This is a genomic window from Limosilactobacillus balticus (assembly GCF_014145615.1).
In the GTDB taxonomy this organism is placed as follows: Bacteria; Bacillota; Bacilli; order Lactobacillales; family Lactobacillaceae; genus Limosilactobacillus; species Limosilactobacillus balticus.
In genome coordinates, this window is the sequence record NZ_JACIVH010000065.1 from 36,934 (window position 1) to 54,087 (window position 17,154).

Genomic DNA, 17,154 nt, shown 5'->3' on the forward strand with positions numbered 1-17,154 from the left:
CCTAATTTACAAAAAAGCGATGGTAGATAGCTCGAACAGCTTCATCTGCATCCTCGTTGTATGTCCCAATCATAATTGCAATTCGTGATGCCCCCTGATTAATCATGGGAACCGCAATGTGTTTTTCAGCTAGGGGCATTAAAATATCATCAATTACCCCCGTGCGATTACGCATACCTTCACCAACAACCATGGTAATTGCATAATTATCAATCCATTCTAAACGGTCAGGATTAATCTCTTCTTGAATTTCATTGCAGATGGTATCGATTAATTGGTCATTAATTGCATTTCGATCAAGGATAATTGTTATATCATCGATTCCTGAAGGCATATGTTCATATGAGACATTGTGCTTTGCGAGAATTTCAAGGATACGAAGAGTAAAACCTGCTTGCTTATTGAGAAGGTATTTATGGAGGTAGAGGGCCGCAAAGTGTTTTCCGCTCACGACCCCCGTTACAATGTCACTTGGTTGAAAATCTTTATCAGGGACGATCATTGTTCCTGGCTTTTCAGGATCATTAGTATTACGAACATTAATTGGAATATTTCCTTGAATGGCAGGAATCAATGCTTCATCGTGAAAGACGGAAAAACCAGCATAAGATAGTTCCCGCATTTCTCGATAAGTCATGGTAGTAATTGGTTGCGGATGATCGACAATTTGTGGATTGGCTGAGTAAATAGCATCAACATCAGTGAAATTCTCGTAAGTAGAGGCATGAAGACCGCGCGCGAGAATTGCGCCAGTGATATCAGAACCACCACGAGAAAAAGTAGCAATATGTCCGGCAAGGGTGAGGCCATAGAAACCGGGGAATACTAATAATTCGTTCTCGTTAAATGTAAAATGACTCAAATTTACGTAAGTTTCTGGAATAACGTTGGCATTATTAGGAGTTCCAGTAACGATAATACCAGCTTCACTCGGCGTCACAAAGCGTGCTTCATAACCTAAATGTTGTAAAAGGATTGCCATTAATTGGGCATTTAAGCGTTCCCCATGAGCTTTGAAAGCAGCCAAAAGGTAATTATTATTGGGATATGTATGACTAGGAAGGCCCTCCAGTCGTTCAGCTAACGGGATTAATTTATCAGCTGGTAAGCCAAAATAAGCGGCAATTTCTTGATATCGATTTAAAACTTGCTCAACGATTTTTTCGGGATTTTGGCCTGCGATTACTGCTTGGGCATACTTAATTAGTAAATCAGTAACCTTAATATCATCGGCAAAACGTTTGCCTGGCGCAGAAGTGACAATTACCCGTCGTTGTGGATCAGAGGTAATAATATTAATTGCATTTTGAAAGGCTTCTCCATTAGCTAGAGAACTTCCACCAAACTTTACAACTTTCATACTTAAATACTCCTTTGAGATAATTAGGACTGCTAATTTATCTCTAAAATAATTTAATCGAATTCTAACACATTGAGGGTGACATGCAAGGCTTTGAGTTTTAAAAGGTAAGTAAAATAAACTTTCTTACATCTAATGGATTAAAAAAACTTTTTTAAATTTAATTATTTGTATTGACATTCTCATAAAAGACTTATAAGCTATGTATAAATCGAAGAGGCGCAACCGACACTAGTAAACTAATTTAGTCCGCCAAGACATTGAGGTTAGTTGAACAGGGAAGTTGCCGAAGCGCTTAGTTTGGCACATTAAGTAGCTGGGTCGTGGTTGAATAAGCTACGGACTGTCGCAGGACAATAAGAGCCTGCGTTGCGCTATCGACAAATCAGAATGGATAAGTGAATTCCACTGTTTGTTTGCGCAGACAGTGGATTTTTTTATAGCCTCTTTACTACAAATCTCATGGAGGAATTACAAATGAACGAACAAGTTTCTGATCAACAATTAAATACCGCTGGTCACTTAACAATTGGGGGATGTGATGCGATTGATTTAGCCCATCAGTTTGGTACCCCGCTAGTTGTTTATGATGTTCAACAGATTCGGCAACAGATCCGAGCATTTAAGCAGGTTTTTGAAGAAAATGATGTTGCTTATGCAGTTAGTTATGCTAGTAAAGCTTTTTCAGCAATCGCAATGTATCAAGTAGCTGCTGCAGAAGGTGCACATGTTGATGTTGTTTCCGGTGGTGAATTATATACCGCAATTAAAGCTGGTTTTCCAATGGCTAATGTTAGTTTTCACGGAAACAATAAATCGCGGGAAGAATTGGAAATGGCAATTGATCATCATGTAGGCACAATCATGATTGATAACTTCCATGAGATTGAATTGCTAGCAGCCGTTTTGGAAGAACATGATGCGCATGTTGATGTGATGCTGCGAATTACTCCTGGAATTTCTGCTCATACAAATAAGTACATTCAAACTGGTCAAGTTGACAGTAAATTTGGGTTTGACCTTCAATCAGGACAGGCAGATAAGGCGTTAGTAAAAGTTCTCGAAAATTCCCGGATGCAAATGAAAGGATTGCATGCCCATATTGGTTCGCAGATTTTTGAACTTGCGGGATTTGAAGGGGTAGCTAAGAAGTTAGTTGAAGTTGCAGCTCACTGGCAAGAGAAATTTAATTATCAAGCTGCTGTGATCAATGTCGGGGGCGGTTTTGGAATCCGTTATGTAAAAGACGACACACCACTTGCCCCAGAAGAATTTGTGGCAGCAATTATTAAGGCAATCAAAACTGAAATTAAAGAAACCAATCTTACCATGCCAGCGATCTGGATAGAACCAGGTCGTTCAATCGTAGGACCTGCTGGTTATAATCTTTATACTGTTGGATCACGTAAAGATGTACCAGGGTTGAAACCATATGTAACAGTTGATGGCGGGATGGGTGATAACATTCGTCCAGCACTTTATGAAGCACAATATGAAACGGTCTTAGCAAATAATCCTCGTGCAGAGTTGGTTGAACATGTTCGGGTAGCAGGAAAGTATTGCGAATCTGGTGATATCCTCAGTCAGAATCAGGCATTACCGGCTACAAAACCAGGGGATGTCTTAGCAATGCTTGATACTGGAGCTTATGGCTATTCAATGGCTTCAAATTATAATCGGAATCCTCGACCAGCAGTTGTCTTTGCAGAAAAAGGCATAGCTCAGGTTGTAATTAAACGAGAAACCTATGATGATTTAATTCATTTGGATGAACCATACCAACAATAATTTGACATATATAAAGGAAGAAAGAGGTAAACAATTATGGCTGAATTAGATGCACAAACAATCATTAACTACATTAGTAACGCACCCAAGAAGACACCGGTAAAGGTCTATCTAAAAGGAAATCTGGGTGATTTAGAATTTCCCGCAGAAGTCGAAACCTTTCTTGAACCGCATACAGGTGTTATTTTCGGTGATTGGACAATTATTGAATCGTTATTAAAGGAATACAGTTCAGCAATTGAATCTTACCACGTGGAAAACGATGCGCGTAATTCAGCAGTTCCTTTGCTCGATTTGAAGAATATTAATGCCCGGATTGAGCCTGGTGCAATTATTCGCGATAAAGTTCTTATTGGTGACAATGCTGTCATTATGATGGGCGCAACGATTAATATCGGTGCAGAAATTGGTGCTGATTCAATGATTGATATGGGAGCAGTTCTTGGTGGCCGTGCAATTGTTGGCCGCCACTGTCATATTGGAGCTGGTACTGTCTTAGCTGGAGTTGTTGAACCGGCTTCAGCTGAACCAGTCCGCATCGATGACAATGTAATGATTGGCGCCAATGCGGTTGTAATTGAAGGAGTGCATGTCGGGGAAGGTGCTGTAATTGCTGCCGGTGCTGTAGTTACCCATAATGTAGCTCCACATACAATGGTTGCGGGAGTTCCTGCTAAGTTTATTAAGAATGTTGATGATCAAACTGCTGGTAAAACTGAACTAGAGGACGATTTACGGAAACTTTAGGAGGGTGAAGATGTTAACAGAAGAAGAATTAATTCAAATTCGTCGCCACCTCCACCAAATTCCGGAACTGGCTCTCAAAGAATTTGAAACCCACCAATACCTTGCCGATACGATCGCTAGTTTCAACCAAGCCTTTTTAGAAGTTCGTACTTTTAAGGAATTACCAACTGCCCTCATGGTGTTAGTTCATGGTCAGAATCCGCAACGAACAATTGGGTACCGAACAGACATCGATGCTTTACCAGTTGAGGAACAAACAGGTTTGCCATATTCATCAACTCACCCGGGAGTAATGCACGCCTGTGGTCATGATATCCATATGACAGTTGCATTAGGTGTATTGAATTATTTTAGTGAACACCAGCCGCAGGATAATTTACTGTTTTTCTTCCAACCGGCCGAAGAAAGCGAAAATGGTGGAAAACGGGCATATGAACTGGGATTGTTTAGTGGAAAGTGGAAACCAGGTGAATTTTACGGTTTGCATGATAATCCGGATTTACCAGCAGGAGCAATTGGTTGTCGAATGGGGACCTTGTTTGCGGGAACCACGGAAGTTAATATTGACCTTAATGGCAAGGGCGGTCACGCGGCGTATCCTCAAAATGCTAATGATACAGTCGTTGCGGCAGCATCATTGATTCTTCAAGTGCAGACTGTGATTTCGCGGAGTATCGATCCTATTCAAAGTGGTGTAATTACTTTAGGAAAGATTGACGGCGGGACGATTCGAAATGTTATTGCTGGACATACGCGAATTGAAGGAACGATTCGGGGATTAACGCAGACCATGATTGAAACCATTGATGACCGCTTGAAGGATATATGTGAAGGAATTGGGCGTAGTTTTAACATGGATGTTTCTCTTGAATTAAATCAGGGTGGCTATTGGCCGGTAGAGAATAATCCAGGATTAACAAAACGGTTTATCCATTATATGGAAGAAACACCAACTGTAAACTTTATAGAAACAGAGCCAGCAATGACTGGGGAAGATTTTGGCTACTTACTGGCTAAATTTCCAGGAACCATGTTTTGGCTTGGGGTTGAAGATGATTCACAATTACATTCGGCCACCCTTAACCCCAATGAAAAAGCAATTAAACGGGGAGTGGATGCAATTACTGGTTTTCTTGAATATCGGATGCAAAATTAATAGGGAAGAAATAATGGAGGAAATAAGATGACATTATTACAAGATGCAGATTTAATGACAGCGATTGTAACCCCTTTTGATGATGAGGGAAACATTGACTATGATCGTTTAGAATATTTGACAAATTACTTAATTGAACATGGGAGTAACGGCTTTGTTATCGGAGGCACTACTGGAGAAACGCCAGAACTCACTCATGATGAAAAAATTGAGCTATACCAGCATTTCGGTGAAATTGTAAACGGACGAGTTCCGGTTATTGCTGGAACTGGAAGCAATAATACTAAGGAAACGATTGCCTTTACTAATGAGGTTGCGCAAATTAACGGTATCGATTATGCCCTCGTTGTTGTTCCTCCTTATAACAAACCTAACCAACGGGGAATGGTTGCTCATTTTACAGCAGTTGCGGATAATGTTGACCTCCCAATCATCATTTACAACATTCCTGGTCGTACAGGGGTAAAAATGGCTCAGGAAACCGTAGTAGAATTGTCGCGCCATCAAAATATCGCCGCTGTAAAACAATGTACATCTTTGGAAGAACTTGAATACATTGTTGAACACCGCGACCCTGATTTTGCAGTTTTCACGGGTGAAGATGCACAGGCATTAACTGCCCGGGTTTTAGGAGCAAATGGGGTTATCTCGGTTGCTTCCCATGCCTATGTCGATCAAATGCGCCAAATGTATGACTCACTATACCGAGGCGATTATCAAACTGCTGGTAAGCTGCAACGGTGGTTAACTCCCCGGATGGCTGCTTTGTTTATGTTTCCATCACCATCACCAGTTAAAGCGGTTTTGAATGCGCAAGGTTTTAACGTTGGTAGTTGTCGCTTACCAATTCTTTCATTAAATGAAGAAGAAAAACGCGAATTAGAGGCTGCTTTATCATTACCTACTAATTCACTGACTACTAAGAACTTACCTTTAAATTTGGGGGAATAAAGCATGAAAAAAGTTTTAATTGCTGGTGCGACTGGAGCAATGGGACAAAAGGCGGTTGATCTAGTAAACTCACTCGCTGGCTTTGAAATTACCGCTGCGCTTGCACCAACCTTAACAAAAGAGAATATGGCTGATTTTCACCTTGCATCATCTGTTCATCCTTATCAAACTTTGGATGAAATTGAAGATGGAGTTGCTGATATTTGGATTGATTTCACCTTGCCAAGTGCTGTTTATCAGAATGTTAAGTTCGCACTTGAACACGAAATGAGGCCGATTGTTGGAACAACTGGCTTAACCGATGAACAACAAGCAGATCTGGTGCGCCTCAGTGAAGAAAAACAAGTGGGGGGATTGATTGCTGCTAATTTTGGGATGTCGGCAGTTCTTCTTATGAAATTTGCTCAGGAAGCGGCTAAGTATTTCCCGGACGTTGAAATTATTGAAATGCATCACGGTGATAAAAAAGATGCCCCATCGGGAACGGCTTTGAGTACCGCAAAGTTGATCGATCAAGTCCGTCCTGAACATGAGACAAATCCTGATGAAACAGAGAGTTTAACCGGTGCGCGGGGTGGCGACTACCATGGAATTAAGATTCATGCTGTTCGGCTTCCGGGGTACATTGCTCACGAACAAGTTCTCTTTGGTGGGGATGGTGAGGCTCTGACAATTCGCCAAGACTCGTTTGACCGTCAATCCTTTATGAATGGGGTTAAGGTTGCTCTGGAAAAAGTTGATGGATTATCAAAATTGGTAATTGGTTTAGAAAATATTTTATAAGAGGGTGAAAAAAATGCCAAGACTCCATGCTGAATTAGCAACCACCGTAAATAGTCATTTGGCAGCTGTTCCGCCAGCACAGATTCGCGCATTTGATGAAGAAATTTCTGCCGTTCCTGGACTAGTAAAATTAACACTTGGTGAACCAGACTTTGCTGTGCCAGATCACGTCAAAAAAGCGGCAATTGAAAGTATTCAAAATGATGATTCTCACTATTCACCAAGCAAGGGTAAGATTGAATTACGCAAAGCGATTAGTAAATATCTTGAGCAGAGTCGTCATGTTTACTATGACCCTGAAACCGAAATTGTAGTCACGATTGGGGCAACAGAAGCGGTAACCGCGACAACTTTTGCAATGTTAAATCCGGGAGATAAAGTAATTATTCCCACTCCAGCATTTTCGTTATATTTCCCGAGTGTTTCCCTAACTGGTGCTGAACCGATCAAAGTTAATACTGCTGATGATGGCTTTTTGCTATCTGCTGAAAGATTAGAAGAGGTATTAGCAAAAGAGGGGCCTGCGGTAAAGGCCGTTCTCTTAAATTATCCTAACAATCCAACTGGCCGTTCATATACCGAAGAAGAGCTAAAAGCACTGGCTAAAGTAATTGAAGATCATCACATTTATGCGATTGTTGATGAGATTTATAGTTCGCTGATGTACGATCAACCCTTCCATTCACTTGCGACACTTTTGCCCGAGCAGACAATTCTGATTAGTGGTTTATCAAAATCACATGCAATGACGGGTTATCGTTTAGGATATGTGGCTGGCCCAGGAGAATTTATTTCAACGATGTCAAAGATGCATTCATTTATGGTAACGTGCCCAAATGATACTGCGCAAGCGGCCGCGATTGAAGCGTTAGAAAACGGGGATGATGATCCGCAAAAATTTAAGCAGGCTTATCGTCAACGGAGAGATAAACTTGCGAGTGCAATGCGAAAGATGGGCTTTGAAATTGCATTGCCAGATGGCGCATTTTATATTTTTGCTAAAATCCCTGCGCAATTTGGGAAGGATGATCTCGCCTTTGCTCGTAAATTAGCCCACGAAGCTAAAGTTGGCGTAATTCCCGGGAATGCATTTGGTCCTGGTGGAGAAGGATACATTCGCTTATCATATGCAGCGGCAGATTCTGTTATTGATACGGCGATTGAACGGTTACAAAATTTTATGAATAATTTAGGATAGGTTGAAAGAAGGAACTAAGATGAGTAAAGAATATAATGTCGCAATTTTGGGTGCTACTGGTGCAGTTGGTACACGGATGATTCAACAATTGGAACAGTCAACAATTCCAGTAAAGAGTGTGAAATTACTAGCATCCGCTAAGTCAGCTGGTAAGCAATTATCATTTAAGGGCCAACCGATCACTGTTGAAGAGACTACACCTGATTCTTTTGATGGGGTTGATATTGTGCTTTCATCTGCTGGTGGATCAGTATCAAAAAAGTTCCTTCCAGAAGCAGTAAAGCGGGGAGCAGTTTGTGTTGATAATACGAGTGCTTTTCGGATGGAACCCGATGTACCGCTAGTAGTTCCAGAAGTAAATGAAGAGGCATTAAAAAATCATCACGGAATTATTGCTAATCCTAACTGTTCGACAATTCAAATGGTGGTAGCATTGGAACCAATCCGCCAAGCATTTGGATTGAATCAAATTATTGTTTCGACTTACCAAGCAGCTTCAGGAGCAGGTCAATCAGCTTTAAATGAATTGCGACAAGAAACTCAAGACTACCTTGATGGTAAAGACATGCAAGCAGATGCCAAGATTTTGCCAACAAAGGGTGACAAGAAGCATTATCCATTAGCCTTTAATTTATTGCCGCAGATCGATGTCTTTGAAGATGATGGTTACTCCCATGAAGAATGGAAGATGATCCATGAAACAAAGAAGATCATGTTAAACGATATGAACGCTAAGGATATTAAGGTTACTGCCACTTGTGTTCGTGTACCTGTCCCAATTGCTCATGGAGAATCAATTTACTTTACTGTTGACGATCCAACAGTAACTGTTGACCAATTGCGGGCAGTATTAAAGGACGCTCCCGGGGTAGTTCTGCAGGATGATCCTGCGCACCAGGTTTATCCTCAACCAATTAATGCTGTCGGTAAGCGTGACACTTTTGTTGGCCGTCTTCGTGCAGATGAAGAAAATCCTGGTTCCTTTAATATGTGGGTTGTTGCTGATAATCTCCTTAAAGGGGCTGCTTGGAATACCGTTGAAAATGCAGAGCGGTTAGTCGCAAATGGGTTAGTTTAAAATTTAATAATCATAATAAAAAATACTCTCTGAATATAGGGAGTATTTTTTGTATGATTATAAAGTTTGTCGATAGTAAAAAGTAATGTAGCCAATAAAAAGTTGAAATAAGTCTTCAGTATTTTTAGGATCTAGTTCAAAAAGTTTTTTTATACGAAGTAATCGATTACTGAGTGTATTACGGTGTACAAATAAATTATGTGCAGTTTGATTCACACTCATATTACACTTAATAAATTCACGGATTGTATCGATTAATTCTTTCCCATCTTTTCTTTTTAGTAAGGCTTCATATTGATCATTAACTGCTATTAAATTTAAATCACTATCTAATACCTGTTTAACAAAAGAAATTTGTGAATAATACCTAAATGATGGCTTTCCAAAAATATTACTTAATCGCAGTGTTGTAACTGCTTGCTCCGCTAATCTACCAAGCAAATTACCCCAATTACTGATACCGTATTCAATTTCTTGATGTTCAAGTTTTTGTTGAATATATGCTTCTTGGTGCTTTGAACTGAGAATAATCAACTCAATACGATTAGTGAGAGAAAAAATAATTGTTTCCTGATCTAGTTTAAGGTTTTTAATTATTTGAGAACTCCCGGCAATTGCAATTACACATCGTTGTTTTCCTAAATTTATATTTAGACGATTTGCTTCCTCAACTAGTTCACTATCAAGTTGCGGATCTTGATACTTGCTGACATTAAGCCACCTATAAATAAATCTTTGTTTAACTTTTTCAATTTCGTGCTCTTGTTCATTTTCTTGTTTTTGCTGTAGCAAGAGTTCGACTGCTGTTTTTAGCAATGATGCTAGGGGAGTAACTTTATTAGGGTCACCGGTAATTCCAACAACACCGATAATTTCATTTTTGAATTTTAAAGGCATATTAACGCCTGGTTGCCCATGATTTCCATATTGTTGATCCATTGGTAGTGTTTTTAGCTGTTTTATCGCATCGACAGCTCCAACATGTAAAGTATTTATCCTACTTTTGTTACCGCTTGCGATGATATAACCTTTCTTATTCATAATATTAATGTTATATGGTATTTGTGTCATCATATGATCGACAATTGATTGTGCAAGTTTTGGTTTGAGCTCCATCATTTTTCTCCTTTAATATTTTGATAATAGGAACTATGTACAAGATGCATAATAATTTTTGTGCAAAACGTAACTTGTTATAAGCTTGTTTAAAGGTTAATGTAAACGGTGACAAAGGGATGTTGTTTTTTGTGATGTTTTATCTTATTTTAGTATTTCTTTACTAGTAATCAAAGAGGAGGCTTATAAAATGATTTCTTGGTGGGGAGCATTAATAGGATTAGCACTTGCGATTTTTTTGATTTTACGAAAACTAGATCCAGTATATTCGCTATTATTAGGAGCCATTGTCGGCGCCATTATTGGTGGGGCTGGTTTAGAAGGAACTATTAATATTTTGGTTAAAGGTGAGCAAAGTGTAATGGGAACGGTCCTTCGAGTATTAGCGGCAGGAATGTTAGCTGGCGTTATGATGGATTCTGGGGCTGCCGAAACCCTTGCACGGACGATCGTTAATAAATTTGGTGATCGGTTAGCTATTTTTGCATTAGCTCTTGCAACGATGGTAATTACAGCTGTGGGGGTCTTTATCCCAGTTGCTGTTTTAATTGTTGCACCAATTGCCCTTGAAGTTGGTCGCAATATGCATATTTCAAAATTATCTTTATTGGTTGCCTTATCTGGTGGAGGCAAGGCAGGTAACATAATCTCACCAAATGCAAATACAATTGCAGCGGCAAAGGGATTTGGTCTTGAGCTGAGTCAAGTAATGATTGCTGATTTTATTCCTGCCGTAATCGCTTTAATAGTTACAGTTGTTGTAGCTAGAATGATCCACAAAAAAGGTAGGGCAGTTTTAGAACAAGATCTTGAAGATAGTACAAAAACAATCAAGCAAAGTGATTTGCCAACGTTTAAACAAGCCATCGTTGCTCCTGTTATTGCAATAGTTTTACTTTTATTAGGACCAATTGGAACTATTTGTCATTTACCATTATTAGCAAAGGTAAATTTAGATGCTACCTATGTTTTGCCATTTGCAGCAATAATAGGTGCTTTAGCAATGGGAAAAGGTGAGAAGATTAAAAGTTATGCTCAGACTGGTGTTAGTCGAATGACTGGTGTAGTAATGATTTTAATTGGTGCAGGTGCAATTGGTGCAACTATCACCGCGTCTACTTTCCCAGAGTTATTAATTGATCTTATTAAGGCAAGTCATGTGCCTGGTGTCTTATTAGCACCACTTTCTGGTATTCTCATGGCTGGAGCAACTGCTTCAACTTCTACGGGTGTTATTTTAGCTACTGGTTCTTTTGCCAAGTCTATTTTAGGATTTGGTGTTGCACCACTTGCAGCGGCGGCAATGGTTCATACTGGGGCGATTGTCATTGACCAATTACCTCAAGGAAACTATTTCCATGTTACAGCGAATGCAATGCATATGGATATTAAAGAACGATCGCAAGGTATTTTTTATGAATTCTTAGTTGGGGGTTCCGCAATGTTAACCGCAACTATCTTGTATGGCTTTTTGCATTTACTATAAATGAAAGGATGATCAGTGATGAAATTTGTAATTGCTCCAGATTCATTTAAAGGCGGATTAACAGCAAAAGAAGCAGCAAATGTGATGGCAGAAGGAATCAAAAGAGTGTTTCCGAATGCCGAGTATGCTTTAGTTCCAATGGCTGATGGAGGGGAGGGAACTGTTCAATCCTTAGTTGATGCGACTAACGGTCAAAAAATGATTGCTAAAGTCCACAATCCATTAAATAAATTAGTTAATGCTGAGTATGGAATATTAGGTGATGGGGAAACAGCAGTGATTGAGATGGCGGCGGCAAGTGGCCTTCAATTTGTTAATACGGAGACTGCAAACCCACTTATTACAACTACATATGGTACCGGCGAGCTAATTAAGGATGCTCTTGACCATAACATTAAAAAAATAATTATTGGAATTGGTGGAAGTGCAACCGTTGATGGCGGAGCGGGGATGGCCCAAGCGCTTGGAGCACGTTTATTGGATGCTGATAATCATGAAATTGGTTTAGGCGGTGGTGCGTTAGCAAGTTTAGAGCAAATAGATTTTGGAGACTTAGATCCTCGATTAAAAAATGTAGATATTCAGATTGCATCAGACGTTACCAACCCATTAACAGGAAAAAATGGGGCAGCCCCAGTATTTGGCCCTCAAAAAGGAGCTGATGACGAAATGGTTAATATCTTGGACAAAAATCTTCATCATTATGCACGAAAAATAGTTGCAGCTGGTGGGCCTGACGTTGAACAAACGGCAGGTGCAGGTGCAGCCGGTGGTTTAGGAGCCGGATTAATAGCATTTACCGGTGCGACAATGAAGCGAGGAGTAGAATTAGTGATTGAAGCAACTCAACTACAAAAAAAGGCAGTTGGCGCTGATTATGTTTTTACTGGTGAAGGGGGAATTGATTTCCAGACTAAATTTGGTAAAACGCCATATGGAGTCGCTAAGGCAACTAAAGAGGTGGCGCCTAATGCTCCAGTAATTGTGTTGGCTGGAAATATTGGTAAAGGTGTAAATGATCTATATTCATCCACGGCCATTGATGCAATTTTTGCAACTCCTGAAGGGGCTAAACCATTAAAAACAGCATTAGCGGATGCACCTATTGATATTGCTCAAACAGCGGAAAACGTTGCACGTTTAATTAAAGTGAGTCATGTTAGTAATTAAGAATTAAAAGAGGGTGGAAAAAACTTTGCTTTTTTCTCACCCTCTGCTATTTTCACGAACAATTGCAAGATAACGTAGAACTCTAGCTTCGCGTCGTCACAAGGCTCACGTCTGAACGATAATCAGCCCGTGACTCCGCCTTAGTTTAGCCAACCGCCTTGTCGAGAAGACTGTTTTCTATGCACTTTTTATAGCAAATTACTGGCTTGGCTTAGTCTTATAAAGACCGTATAATGAATTGGAAGATAATCAAGGAGAATTTAAAAATGGAAGATAATAAATATCAATATGATGAAAACGGCTTTCGGGAAGATCTAAAAGATGATCCGGATGTTCTTCACCAGCCAGATGCTGACCGTACACAGCGCGATTTAATAACTCTGGACTATGATGAGACGTTGGCATTTCTTAATGGTGAAAAGGAAGTTAAGACCGTTTATGACTTTTCAGATGATGTTTTGGAAAAAATAAAAGAAAAATATCCAACCCTAAATGATACACCGATCAATAAAGTAATCATGGAAAAGTATCAGCAGATTTTATCCGCGCGATATAATGAATCACAAGCAAATAATAAGACGGTGCATGCCGATGATAGCGAGGATAATGATGAATAGCTTAATAACGTTTATTATTTCAATTGCCTTTTTAGGATTAGTGATTTGGGAAAATCGTTTGCATAGTCAACTTGGATTTTTGGCAAGTCAACGACCAGATAAAGTTACGAAGGATTTTATCCGAGTAATTCGTCAAGAGAAACGGTTGAATTGGATCTTGTGTATCTTAGCAATTATTGTTTTCATGACGACTAGTCGTTACTCAGTTCTATTAATGAGTATTATTACAATTATTGAATTATTATTAGTGACTCGTATGGATCGTGTAAAAAACGAAATGATAGATTAAATATTATTATAATAGTTAATATTTTAAGAAAGAGTAACGTTTTTTAAGAACTATCTAATAATTGCTATACGCATTTAAAAATTAATGGTAAAGTTAGAATTGTGTATTTCACTAATTTATTATTATTTGTTTAGTTTTTAGGAACTTATTGGGAGGGTGTTTTATTTATATGAGTAAAAAAAGAACACATCATTCAAATAACCATCGATCTCGTGGCGTTTTTGCAGGAGCAGTTAGTGCCTTAAGTTTATTAGCAGTAACAACACAAGCAGTTAATGCTGAACAGCTTACTGTTAAGTCTGGTGACACTATTTGGGGGCTTGCAAAACAACATGGACTTTCTGTTAGTGCATTAGAACAAGCAAATCCTTCAGTTAAGAAGATAAACGATAGCATCGACTTAATTACGGTTGGTCAACAATTAACGTTGCCTACTGCTCAACATGATGCTAGCGCTGATTTGAATGCTGATGGTAGTTATACTGTTAAGCCTGGCGACACGCTTAGCTCTATTGCTGATCGTTATAATGTAACTGTTAATCAATTAATGGTATGGAATAATTTAAGCACTAATGATTCATTATACATTGGACAACAACTCAGTATAACGGGGCCTGCTATTGCAACTCCTGTAAGTACACATGTTGTAAGTGCGCCTGTTTCTGATGCAAGTGTACCAACTCAACAACCGGTTGTTCAATCAACTACTCAAGTTCAAACTTCAGCAGTTACGTCTGCTTCTATGCCGCAACAAGATGTGGCTAGTAGCCAACCAGCAGGAACTTCAGCAACGCCTGCTTCAAGTGCAATGCAACAAGTTTCAACTGCTTCAACAGTAGCTGTTCCTAATCAAAGTGCAGCTAATAATAGTAGTACAACTTCAACTTCTGCTGATGTAACAGTTTCATCAACTGCAACAGATACTACTCAGTCTAATGTTCAGGTTGCTTCTACCTCAGCTGAAAATAGTGTTGCACCACAAACACAAAACTTTACTGTTAGTCAGGCTGCATCAACAGCTGCCAATACTGCCGCCTTATATGGACAATCATTTGTTCAAGCAGCTCCAGTAGCAAGTCAAGCTCCGCAATCACAGACTGCCCCAGCATCACAAGCAACGGTTAACGTTCAGAATAGTAACGTTGCTTCACAACAAACAACTGCTGTAACGTCACAAGCCCAACCACAACAATCACAAGCGGCTGTTAGTCAACCTGCGCAACAAGCAACAACTACTAATCAAGATTTACAACATGGTTCTGTAGTTAGTCTTGCCACTAAAATTGCTAACTCTAATAGCGTTCCGTACGTATGGGGTGGTGAAAGCCTTAGTGGAATGGATTGTTCTGGATTAGTTAAGTATGTTTATGCTAATGCGGAAGGTAAGCAATTACCACACTATACAGGAGCACTTGAAAATTGTGTTGATCAACATCCAGTTAGTGAAGCTAAGCCGGGTGATCTTTTATTCTGGGGTAACCATGGTTCAACTTACCATACTGCAATTTATACTGGTAATAACCAGTATGTTGCTGCTGCTAAACCAGGTACTAATGTTGCAACTTACACGATTAGTCCATATTTTAATCCAAGTTTTGCCGGAACAGTTAAATAGTTCTGATAAATTATTAGAGCTTTTTCATTAGATAGTAACAAAGATGTAACCTAAAAAGGGTTAACATTCTTCTATGCTCGTGTTATCTTACTTATATTGCAATTCCAGTATTGCTCTAAAAATATTTCACATTTATTGGGGAGTGTTAAATATGAGTAACAAACATGAAATTGAGGAAGATTTATACCGTGCACAGTCTCGATTAGACGATTTATGTAAACAAGAGGGACAGGAAAGTACGGGTACCCAGACTGTTACTATTCAACCAAAGTACGGTGAAGAGATGCAATCGTTACGGGAAGAATGCAGTCAGTTACGGATTATTTTAGAAGCGATGGAAGCTTCTGAAGATTAATAAAATAAAAGATTAACAAAAAGCAGTAAGCGCTAGAAGAAAAAATTTTTTCTGGCCTTACTGCTTTTAACTTATTTTTCTGTTGTTTGCCAAATTGGGTATTGACTAATATCTAGGGTGAGATCGATAAAACGATTACCTATCTCTTCACCATCAGTTTGACTAAATTCTAGTGAAGTAGTAGTGATATGCAGACTATCACTTTGAAAGTGGTGGGCAAATTTTGATTGACTTAAATTGCCCCGGGCTAACTGAAGTAATTGCCAGATTGTCATCGGCCAACCTTTTCGTTCAGCGACGACTAATTCCAATGATGGTTTCTTTAATGAAGCGTTTGGTGCGACCTTAAATCCACCACCGATAAATGGATGATTACTAGCAATTGCAATGTAAGCCTTTGGGAAAATAAAACGTTCCCGCCCTGCTTGAATCATCAAAGTAAAAGGTTCTTGATCGTATATTACCCCAATGGCTTTTTGAAGGTAGGTGAAACGACCAATATGGTTTTTCTTATGATGAGCCTTAAATGTATTAGCACGACTAACAATTGCCGCGTCAAAACCAATTCCTAAATTATTAAGAAAATAGCCTTCTTCACCCCGAATTGCCTCATGATAATGACCAATGTTAATTTTTTGTGGTGCGTTTGCAGTTAAAATTTGATTTAATGCCTTTTGTGGATGCATAGCAATTCCGTAGCCACGGGCAAAATCATTTCCTGTCCCAGCAGGAATATATCCAACCGCGAGTGGTTCTTTATTCAATCGCTTGGCCGTCTTCATAAGTCCATTAACAACTTGATGTAGTGTCCCATCACCACCAATCGCAATGACAATTGTTGATCCCGCATTATGAGATTGGGCGATTTGACTGGCAAGGTATTCTCCATGATTAGGATACTTAGTTGTTTCCATGTGATAATTAATTTGTTGTTGATCTAAAATTGGTTTAATTGACGACCATGCCTTTTCTGCATTGCCATTACCAGCATGACGGTTGAGGATGATTGAATAATTCATCAATATTCCTCCTTTGAATGGTGCCAAAAAGCAAAAATAATATTTATATTTGAATAATTAATTCAGTCTTTTTCTAATGTTCATAAGAAAGTTGGAGGCTGAGAAAAACAAGCGTTTTTCTCAGCCTCTGTTTAATGATTAAAAGCTTAGAACGTCGTCAACTTAAAGTTAGGATTTTGCTTTTCGTAAGCAAGGGCCTTTTCATCAAGTTGTTCTACAAATTCAATATTGTAGTCTGTGTTGTGTTCAACCATTAAAAGTGCTTCAGCTTCTGAATCAGCTTCAAGATATAATGATTGAGTGTTTTCACGAACTGGACGTTTTGTCTTATCAGCTTGGTAGTATACTTTAAAAGTCATACTGTTAAAAACTCCTTAATTAAAGATATTATGCAGTGATTTACTTTATTATTCTATCACAGATGAC

At 39.1% G+C, this 17,154-nt stretch carries 17 protein-coding genes and 1 riboswitch; of the genes, 13 read left to right on the plus strand and 4 right to left on the minus strand.

Annotation, left to right across the window (positions count from 1 at the left end; translation table 11 throughout):
- Position 1 precedes the first annotated feature (1 nt).
- A complete protein-coding gene (locus H5S10_RS05605) occupies positions 2 to 1,360 on the minus strand; it encodes an aspartate kinase (protein WP_182589019.1) in 1,359 nt (452 codons plus the stop codon).
- A gap of 206 nt (positions 1,361 to 1,566) precedes the next feature.
- Positions 1,567 to 1,746: riboswitch (Lysine riboswitch) on the plus strand.
- Positions 1,747 to 1,837: 91 nt separating this feature from the next.
- On the opposite strand from H5S10_RS05605, the gene lysA reads away from it, so the two are divergent.
- From lysA to H5S10_RS05640, 7 genes are read left to right on the plus strand one after another with little or no spacing between them, the layout of a single operon-like run.
- Positions 1,838 to 3,148 carry a diaminopimelate decarboxylase gene (gene lysA / locus H5S10_RS05610; protein ID WP_182589020.1) on the plus strand — a complete coding sequence of 437 codons (1,311 nt, stop codon included), beginning with the start codon at positions 1,838 to 1,840 and terminating at the stop codon, positions 3,146 to 3,148.
- 36 nt (positions 3,149 to 3,184) lie between these two features.
- On the plus strand, positions 3,185 to 3,895 hold the full coding sequence (gene dapD, locus H5S10_RS05615) for a 2,3,4,5-tetrahydropyridine-2,6-dicarboxylate N-acetyltransferase (RefSeq protein ID WP_182589021.1): 711 nt from the start codon (positions 3,185 to 3,187) through the stop codon (positions 3,893 to 3,895).
- A gap of 10 nt (positions 3,896 to 3,905) precedes the next feature.
- Positions 3,906 to 5,051, plus strand: coding sequence for an N-acetyldiaminopimelate deacetylase (locus H5S10_RS05620; RefSeq protein WP_182589022.1), 1,146 nt, complete (start codon positions 3,906 to 3,908; stop codon positions 5,049 to 5,051).
- Positions 5,052 to 5,078: 27 nt separating this feature from the next.
- Complete coding sequence (gene dapA / locus H5S10_RS05625; protein WP_182589023.1) at positions 5,079 to 6,002, plus strand: 4-hydroxy-tetrahydrodipicolinate synthase; 924 nt, start codon at positions 5,079 to 5,081, stop codon at positions 6,000 to 6,002.
- Positions 6,003 to 6,005: 3 nt separating this feature from the next.
- Entirely contained in the window at positions 6,006 to 6,785 is a 780-nt protein-coding gene (dapB, locus tag H5S10_RS05630; protein ID WP_182589024.1) for a 4-hydroxy-tetrahydrodipicolinate reductase, read from the plus strand.
- Between the two features lie 13 nt (positions 6,786 to 6,798).
- Positions 6,799 to 7,983 (plus strand): aminotransferase class I/II-fold pyridoxal phosphate-dependent enzyme, encoded by a 1,185-nt coding sequence (locus H5S10_RS05635; protein ID WP_182589025.1) that lies wholly within the window; start codon positions 6,799 to 6,801, stop codon positions 7,981 to 7,983.
- Between the two features lie 19 nt (positions 7,984 to 8,002).
- Positions 8,003 to 9,061: an aspartate-semialdehyde dehydrogenase gene (locus H5S10_RS05640; protein ID WP_182589026.1), complete on the plus strand. Its 1,059-nt coding sequence runs from the start codon at positions 8,003 to 8,005 to the stop codon at positions 9,059 to 9,061.
- Positions 9,062 to 9,118: 57 nt separating this feature from the next.
- Here H5S10_RS05640 and H5S10_RS05645 read toward each other — a convergent pair whose 3' ends face one another.
- A complete protein-coding gene (locus H5S10_RS05645) occupies positions 9,119 to 10,177 on the minus strand; it encodes a CdaR family transcriptional regulator (RefSeq protein WP_182589027.1) in 1,059 nt (352 codons plus the stop codon).
- Positions 10,178 to 10,367: 190 nt separating this feature from the next.
- On the opposite strand from H5S10_RS05645, the gene H5S10_RS05650 reads away from it, so the two are divergent.
- The 6 genes from H5S10_RS05650 to H5S10_RS05675 all read left to right on the plus strand — a co-directional run bounded on the left by H5S10_RS05650 (position 10,368) and on the right by H5S10_RS05675 (position 15,709).
- Positions 10,368 to 11,663, plus strand: a complete 1,296-nt coding sequence (locus tag H5S10_RS05650; RefSeq protein WP_182589028.1) for a GntP family permease — start codon at positions 10,368 to 10,370, stop codon at positions 11,661 to 11,663.
- A gap of 18 nt (positions 11,664 to 11,681) precedes the next feature.
- Positions 11,682 to 12,833 (plus strand): glycerate kinase family protein, encoded by a 1,152-nt coding sequence (locus tag H5S10_RS05655; protein WP_182589029.1) that lies wholly within the window; start codon positions 11,682 to 11,684, stop codon positions 12,831 to 12,833.
- A 233-nt stretch (positions 12,834 to 13,066) separates the two neighbouring features.
- Complete coding sequence (locus H5S10_RS05660) at positions 13,067 to 13,450, plus strand: hypothetical protein (RefSeq protein WP_019254055.1); 384 nt, start codon at positions 13,067 to 13,069, stop codon at positions 13,448 to 13,450.
- Complete coding sequence (locus H5S10_RS05665; protein ID WP_003674385.1) at positions 13,443 to 13,739, plus strand: hypothetical protein; 297 nt, start codon at positions 13,443 to 13,445, stop codon at positions 13,737 to 13,739. The genes H5S10_RS05660 and H5S10_RS05665 overlap by 8 nt, the downstream gene beginning before the upstream one ends.
- Before the next feature lie 169 nt (positions 13,740 to 13,908).
- Entirely contained in the window at positions 13,909 to 15,354 is a 1,446-nt protein-coding gene (locus tag H5S10_RS05670; RefSeq protein ID WP_182589030.1) for a C40 family peptidase, read from the plus strand.
- Positions 15,355 to 15,505: 151 nt separating this feature from the next.
- Complete coding sequence (locus H5S10_RS05675; protein ID WP_003666801.1) at positions 15,506 to 15,709, plus strand: hypothetical protein; 204 nt, start codon at positions 15,506 to 15,508, stop codon at positions 15,707 to 15,709.
- Between the two features lie 71 nt (positions 15,710 to 15,780).
- Here the strand turns inward: H5S10_RS05675 and H5S10_RS05680 are convergent, their stop codons facing one another.
- Both H5S10_RS05680 and H5S10_RS05685 read right to left on the minus strand, forming a co-directional pair.
- Positions 15,781 to 16,728: a diacylglycerol/lipid kinase family protein gene (locus H5S10_RS05680; RefSeq protein WP_182589031.1), complete on the minus strand. Its 948-nt coding sequence runs from the start codon at positions 16,726 to 16,728 to the stop codon at positions 15,781 to 15,783.
- A gap of 146 nt (positions 16,729 to 16,874) precedes the next feature.
- Positions 16,875 to 17,087, minus strand: coding sequence for a DNA-directed RNA polymerase subunit epsilon (locus H5S10_RS05685; RefSeq protein WP_153710599.1), 213 nt, complete (start codon positions 17,085 to 17,087; stop codon positions 16,875 to 16,877).
- Between the last annotated feature and the right edge of the window lie 67 nt (positions 17,088 to 17,154).